The sequence below is a fragment of the Archangium violaceum Cb vi76 genome, assembly GCF_000733295.1.
GTDB lineage: Bacteria > Myxococcota > Myxococcia > Myxococcales > Myxococcaceae > Archangium > Archangium violaceum.
Genome location: NZ_JPMI01000230.1, coordinates 57591 through 64215, shown reverse-complemented (window position 1 = coordinate 64215; position 6625 = coordinate 57591). Strand labels below are relative to the sequence as shown.

Sequence of the window (6625 nt, the reverse complement as noted above, 5' to 3'; positions counted from 1 at the left end):
AGGGGATATTCGGTCACTTCCCTGAAGGGGCTCAACAGCCGGGCTTCACCCGGATCCACCGGCCGTAATGATCCGAGTGGGTATAGAAGGGCCACTTCCGCTCGCCGGTCGTCGTCTTCCACGCGGGAGCCCAGCCGCTGTAGGCGATCTCGATGGGAGCGCAGTCCCCGAAGGCTCCGGGCTTGCCCACCAGCACGGTGTCGTAGTCCGCCTTCGCCCCCGTGGCCATGCCATTGGGGCCCGTGTCCACGGCGCCTCCCACCCAGTTGGACTGGAAGCCGGGAGTCTCGTAACCGCCCAGCACCGTGTTCATCATGGAATAGGCATACGGCTCATAGAAATACGTCTGGGCAGCGGCCTGGACGAGTAACTGATAGCCCCGCGAGTAGCTGTTGGTGCTGGTGAAGTCGGAGTTGAAGTCACCTCCGAAGAGGACGACCGACGGCGGATAACTCGACTTGTTCGCGGTCACCTGGTCGCGGATATAGGCCAACGACTGCTTCATGTTGGAGATACGTGAGGCATCCGAGGCGGCATCTCCCTCCAGGTGCCCCTTGTTCCCGTACGTGAAGTGCGTATCGAAGACATAGTAATACTTTCCCGCCTTGGCGAAGATGGCGCCCCAGACTCCCTTCTCCTTGTGTATGTCAGCCCCGTTCGAGTCGGTGAACGGCTGGAGGGTGAACTCCTTCACCAACGTGGTGCCGCTCTTGTAGAACATCATCAGGCCGCTGCAGTCGTTCTCGATGCCACCCCAGGTATCGTCACAGTAATAGCCGCTGGGGGTGAGCATGTTGAAGCCGCGCGAGGCCATGTTCTGCTTGGGACCATCCTGGATGATGTCGTCATAATCCCAGGCCTCCTGGTACAGGACGACGTCCGCGCACTTCGTCACCTTTCCCAGGCTCTGCTCCATCTCGTCTCCGAAGTCATAGACGAAGGGCACGTTGTGGAAGATGTTGTAGGACGCCACCGAGAAGTAACCCGTGTCGCCGCACGTCTCGTTGAGCTGCCAGCCGGGTGTGAGGGATGGATTGAAGTACTCATCCTCGGCCACCTCGTCGTACCAGGCGGTGGGGTTGTTCGAATGATAAGGGTCATACGCCCACGCCTGGCCTCCGAGCATCAACGCCACCAACGCGGGCAGCAGGCGGTGACTTCCCTGGTTCTCGTGAGTCTTCATGGGCTGGCTTTCCCCCGCGCAACCGCGGCCGGTCCTACTGCAGGTGATATTTCTCGAAGAGCTGTTGGTCGATCGCCGGCATCCGCTCGCGCAGTTGCTCCGGCGAGAGACCCGCGCGGGTCAACCGCTCCAGGAGCCGGGCGCGCTCCTGATTGAAGGCGCGCAGGCGCTCGCCCCGGTCCTGTTGCTCCAGCTGGTGCTCGAGGTAGAGGCGCGTGGTCTCGGGGCCAGCGAACCGCTCCAGGATGGCCTGCTGTTGCGCGGACCCGAGGGCTCCCGCCGTCCCGTGGAGCCGCAAGGCCTGCTTCGCCAGCTCGAGCGGCTCCACCACCGAGGCGAGCACGACGCCGTAGTCCCGCGAGATGCGCTGGAGCATGTCCTCGTAGGCCGCCATCCGCTGCTCGGGCGACAGACGCGAATCACTGACGAGCTCGTCCACCCGGAAGGGCAGACGTACCAGCTCGTCCGAAAGCCCGAAGAGCCCCCGCTCGACGTCCGGGCCCACGATGTCCTGGCGCTCCTCGCGGAAGCGCTCGTAGGCCGCGCGGAACGCCTCACCGCGCGAGGTGGAAGCCTCTCCGAGGACGTGCCGCTCCGCGGCCTCATCCACCCGCGCCAGGGACTCCCAGAACCGCGCCTGGGAAGTCCCCTCGGGCAGGGAGAGCCGCTCCTGGAGCAGCGAGAAGAGCAGCTCCCGGCACAGCCCGTCGGCATCGGCGCCCGAGAGAGCGAGCCGCTCCCGATGGGCAAGGAGCTCCTCCACATGACGCCGCACGAGGCCGCAACGCCGCGCGAGGAGGCCGTCGAGGATGTGGCCCGGCGCCAGGGCGAAGTCTCCCTGCGAGGAAGCACGCTCATAGCTCCGGCCAAGCGAGGCCCGGACCTTCGCCACCAGCATCCGCGACTCGAGCTCCCGAGCATCGAGGTTCACGGACGCGGCCGGCGCACTCCAGGCGGGCGGTGCCGGACGCCGGGTCCCGGCCGGAGAAGACACCGGGTCATCGGGGATGGACGGGGCCTGAGCGACCGCCACGGAGTGGGCCGAGGACCACCCGACCGCCAGTCCCAGGAGCGCCGTCCCCAGCAGGACTCCCAGAACCCTTACATCCATCCGCATGGGAGTACCTCTGCCGAGCCACAACAGCTCAAACAGATTACCCTGTAATTCCGTTCGAATCAAGACACTCCCAGGGCGCTCAGGGGTGCGTTGTCGGAATGAGCGCGAGTCCCCACCTAGCGCTACCGGGTGGTGGTGAACGACATGATGCCAATGCGAATCGGAGTGAGCGCCCTGCTGTTGGGGGGAGTCCTGGGCTGTGGAGGGAATGCCGGGAGCGAGGGCCGCGAGCGACAGGTGACGCGAACGAGCACGTTCCCGCTCGAGAGGGAGGGCGAAGACGACAAGTCCGAAGCACCCTGTGTCCCGACGGCGGGCGGTCCCCACTGGCTCGAGGAGGGGCAAACGCTCTCCGTGAAGGTGTCGTGCGCCGATGGAACGGAGGTGAAGGGCTCCGCCTTCCACCTCAAGGACCTGCCCCACGGGGCCTCCTATGACAAGAAGACGGCGACACTGAGTTGGACGCCGGGGCTCGACCAGGCCGGGGTGTATGTGATTGCCCTGAAGGGCAAGGAGAAACAGACCGGTACGGTGAAGATCGGCGTGGCGGACAATTGGAAGGACCCGCACAACGTGCCGGTGAAGCCCACCGTCTACACCGAGGAATATGGGCTGCCCGTCATCCACTTCCAGGGCGCGTCCCGTCTCAACCCCGATGACCACGTGCCCCTCACCGTCATCTATGGGGGCCACACCTACGCCGCGGAGGGCAAGCTGCGTGGCAGCAGCTCCCTGGCCTTCCCGAAGAACAGCTACACCCTGAAGTTCTCCGCGGAGGATCCCTTCCAGGAGCCCGCGCGAGCCGGGGGGTTCACGAACCGGCGCTCGCTGGTGCTCATCAACACCTTCAATGACAACTCATACCTGCGCGCCCGGATGGGCTTCGAGCTGTGGGGCCGGCTTTCGCCCGAGAGCCTCCAGGTGAAGACCTTCAGCGTGGTGGTCTATCTCGACGGCGTCTACCACGGGCTCTATACGCTGGCGGACCACGTCAACAAGCACCTGATGGCGGCCCAGGGGCTGAGTGTGAACGGCAACCTCTACAAGGCCGACTCCGGGTCGGCCAACTTCCGCCTGGTGGACAAGGACGGCCAGCCCAAGTCCACCCCGCACGCGGGCTTCGTGAAGCAGGACGGAACACCCAAGGAGGGCGAGCCCGGCGCCTTCGATGACCTCGACGCCTTCGTCCGCTTCGTGGCCACCGCCAGCGATGCGGACTTCCGGACCCAGGGGCCCCAGCTCTTCAGTCAGCGCGACTACGAGAACTGGTGGGCCTTCGTCACCCTGCTGGTGGCGATCGACTCGGATGTGAAGAACGCCTATCACTACCACGACCCCCAGGGCGGACCCTGGCGCTACATCCCCTGGGACCTGGACGGGACGTTTGGACAGACGTGGAAGACCCAGCGCCTGCGGCCCACCGCAGCCCTCGATACGGGGGCGGACAACGAGCTGTTCCGGCGCCTGCTCGCGGAGCCGGCGTTCGCGGGACCGCTCCGGGCTCGCCTCCGGGCTCAGCTCTCCCAGGAGCTCGCCCCCGTCCTGCTCCACGCGCGCCTCGATGAGCTCGCCGGGGAGATCGCCCCGAGCGCCCGGCGCGATGAGGCCCGGTGGATGGAGCAGTACCGGAGCTTCCCCCTCTGGTCCCAGCGGACGGACTTCACCACCTTCGATGAGGAGGTGGAATACATCCGCCAATGGCTCACCCTGCGCTGGGCTTTTCTCGACGCGCAACTGGCCCCCATGCCCTGAAGCCTCATCGCTTCCAGGACGCGTTCACCCCCTCGGGGAGCCGGGGAGACATCCTCGAGAGGGACACCCTCCGCGAAGGACTACCGGCGGGCAGCGCGCTCGGCCTCGGCCAGGCGCTTCTGCGACAGCTTCAGGTACTGCTCGTCCATGTCGATGCCCACGTAGCGCCGGCCCAGCTTCATCGCCGCCACACCCGTGGTGCCGCTGCCGTTGAAGGGATCCAACACCAGCGCGTCCTCGGGGGTGCTCGCCTCGATGACGCGCTCGAGCAGCGACACAGGCTTCTGCGTGGGGTGGCTGCCGTGCGCCTTCTCCTCGCGGCGCGGCGCCGTCATCGTCCACACGCGGCCGGACTCGTCCGCGGACAACTCCTCGTCACCCGTGCGCGGCAGCGCCCACACGTCGCGCATCTGCTTGCCGCCGTTGTCCGCCTTCATCTTCGAATAGTTGAAGGTGTGCTGGAGCTTCGCGGCCGGCTTGGGCGAGGCCCAGATGAGCAGCTCGGAGGAGTGCGTGAAGTAGCGGCACGCCAGGTTGGGGCTGGCGTTGGGCTTGTACCAGGTGACGGTGTTCAGCAGCTTGTAGCCGAGCTTCTGCATCGCGAAGCCGACCGAGAAGATGACGTGCTGCGTGCCGCTCACCCAGATGGTGCCGGTGGGCTTGAGCACCCGCTGGCAGGCCTTGAGCCACGCGGTGGTGAAGGCGTGGTCCTCGTCCACCCCGCGCGACACGTCCCAGCCGCCCTTGTTCACCGCGGCGCGCTTGCCGTTCTTGCAGGTGAAGCCGCCGTTGGACAGGAAGTAGGGCGGGTCGGCGAACACCATGTCGAAGGTGCCAGGCTCGAACTGCTCGAGCAGCGCCAGGCTGTCGCCCTGGTACAGCCGGTAGCCATCGCTCTTGGCGAAAAGGCTCTCGCGCAGAGAGGGCTGCTGAACAAGCTTCAGGGCAGTGGCTTCCGCGGACATCTCGCCTCCGTCAGGGGTCGTCGTGACGGGCGGGAATGTGCGGGCAACACGGTGCTACGTCTAAATTTTTGCCTGTAGCACCCTGAAACTTGACGAGAAACGCGGACTCCCGAAACGCCGCGAGCACGGCGGGAGTGCCTCTCATCGAGGCCTTCCAGCGCCGTGCTCGGCGGGTGCTACGCGGTGGTGCGGAAGAGACTAGGCCTTGGCCTTCTTGGCGGTCTTCTTCGCGGCGCCCTCGGCGGGAGCAGCGGCGGCACCCTCGGCGGGAGCAGCGGCGCCCTCGGCGGGCTTGGACGTCCCCGCCCCCGTCCCGTACTTCTTGCGGAACTTCTCCACGCGGCCCGCGGTGTCGAGCAGCTTGTACTTGCCCGTGAAGAAGGGGTGGCAGTTCGAGCAGACTTCCACGGTGAACGAGCCACGCGTGGACCGGGTCTCGACGGTGTTACCGCACGCACAGGTGATACGGGCGGCCGGGTAGACCGGGTGCAGATCAGCCTTCATTTTACGACTCCCTGCGCCTTGCCCCCACGCTGGGGTGGGAGGTCTGGCGTTCTAGAGGTAGGCCGGCGCTTATAACGGCGGACCGGCCCTGGCACAAGGCCCGCGACCGGGCCCCGTCCAGACTAATGAGATGCGGATCCCGGGGGTTCGATTCGCTCCACCCGCTTCTTCACCTCGGGGTCGTCCTGGATGTTGCCCCCCAGGGCGATGTACGAGAGGCGCAGGGAGCGCTCGGTCCCCTGCTTGCCGGATTCCACCTCCAGTGCGAGCGCCTTCTGGCGCGCCTCGAAGTCGGAGAGGGTCTCCTCCCACGTCTTCCGGGTCCGCTCGTCCTTCGCCGCCGCCAGGCTCCGCCTCGCCTGCTGGAGGTTGGCCTCGAGCATCTTCAGGTTCTGCCGGGCCCGCTCCGTCCCGGACAGGTCCACGAAGGGCCCCTTGCCCCCCACGGAGAGCGTCAGGTGGCCGAGCTCCCGTCCCCGCTCGCCCGTGGGGACGAGGGTGGCGAAGTCGTTGCGCTGGGCCATGCCCTGCCCCCGCCTGTCGTGCGACTGGAGGATGAGGTCCACGGCGTTGCCCGACTCCATGGAGAGCCTGGTGGCCTCCATGTAGGGCATGGCGGCGAGCACCACCACCACGTCCACCTTCTCCTGGGTGCGCAGGCGGCGGGACTCGGCGATGGCCGCCGGCACGGGAGGCCTGCCCACCACGCCCTTCTGGCCAGGCACCGGCCCCTCCGGAGAGAGGCCCACCAGGCCGAACTTCACGCCGCCCACCGTCACCACCGTGGAGGCCGGGAAGAGCGGCTTGCCCCCCGCGTCCACCAGGTTGGCGGACAGGAGCTTCATCTTCCGATCCTTCGAGGCGCGGAGGAGGAAGTCCGTCCCGAGCGTCAGGTCGCGCTCGCCCACGGCCATGGCCGTGGTGCCCAGCGCATCCATCGTCTCGAGCAGCAGCGTGGCCCGCTCCTTCTCCTTTGGATCACTCCCCTTCGCGGCGAATTTGAAGAGCGCATTGCCCGCGTCCAGCACCAGCACCGGCTTCCCGCCCGCGCGCTCCTGCGAGAAGACCGTCTTTCGTCTGGCCAGACCGCCAGACGGGTTGTGG

Annotated in this window: 5 protein-coding genes and 1 pseudogene; 1 reads left to right on the top strand and 5 read right to left on the bottom strand. The window is 66.8% G+C overall.

What is annotated here, in order from left to right; translation table 11 throughout:
• Positions 1-31: 31 nt before the first annotated feature.
• Positions 32-1183 carry an exonuclease/endonuclease/phosphatase family protein gene (locus Q664_RS31105; protein WP_235216949.1) on the bottom strand — a complete coding sequence of 384 codons (1152 nt, stop codon included), beginning with the start codon at positions 1181-1183 and terminating at the stop codon, positions 32-34.
• 34 nt (positions 1184-1217) lie between these two features.
• A complete protein-coding gene (locus tag Q664_RS31100; protein WP_084610476.1) occupies positions 1218-2300 on the bottom strand; it encodes a lipase secretion chaperone in 1083 nt (360 codons plus the stop codon).
• A gap of 144 nt (positions 2301-2444) precedes the next feature.
• On the opposite strand from Q664_RS31100, the gene Q664_RS31095 reads away from it, so the two are divergent.
• Positions 2445-4052, top strand: coding sequence for a CotH kinase family protein (locus tag Q664_RS31095; protein WP_152622438.1), 1608 nt, complete (start codon positions 2445-2447; stop codon positions 4050-4052).
• Between the two features lie 80 nt (positions 4053-4132).
• On the opposite strand, the gene Q664_RS31090 is transcribed toward Q664_RS31095, so the two are convergent.
• The 3 genes and pseudogenes from Q664_RS31090 to Q664_RS31080 form a co-directional block, all read right to left on the bottom strand.
• Entirely contained in the window at positions 4133-5017 is an 885-nt protein-coding gene (locus Q664_RS31090) for a DNA-methyltransferase (protein ID WP_043403689.1), read from the bottom strand.
• 285 nt (positions 5018-5302) lie between these two features.
• Positions 5303-5521: pseudogene (gene rpmE, locus Q664_RS61360) on the bottom strand (50S ribosomal protein L31); the annotation flags it as partial.
• 122 nt (positions 5522-5643) lie between these two features.
• A complete protein-coding gene (locus Q664_RS31080; RefSeq protein WP_043403685.1) occupies positions 5644-6555 on the bottom strand; it encodes a bifunctional UDP-sugar hydrolase/5'-nucleotidase in 912 nt (303 codons plus the stop codon).
• Positions 6556-6625: the final 70 nt, after the last annotated feature.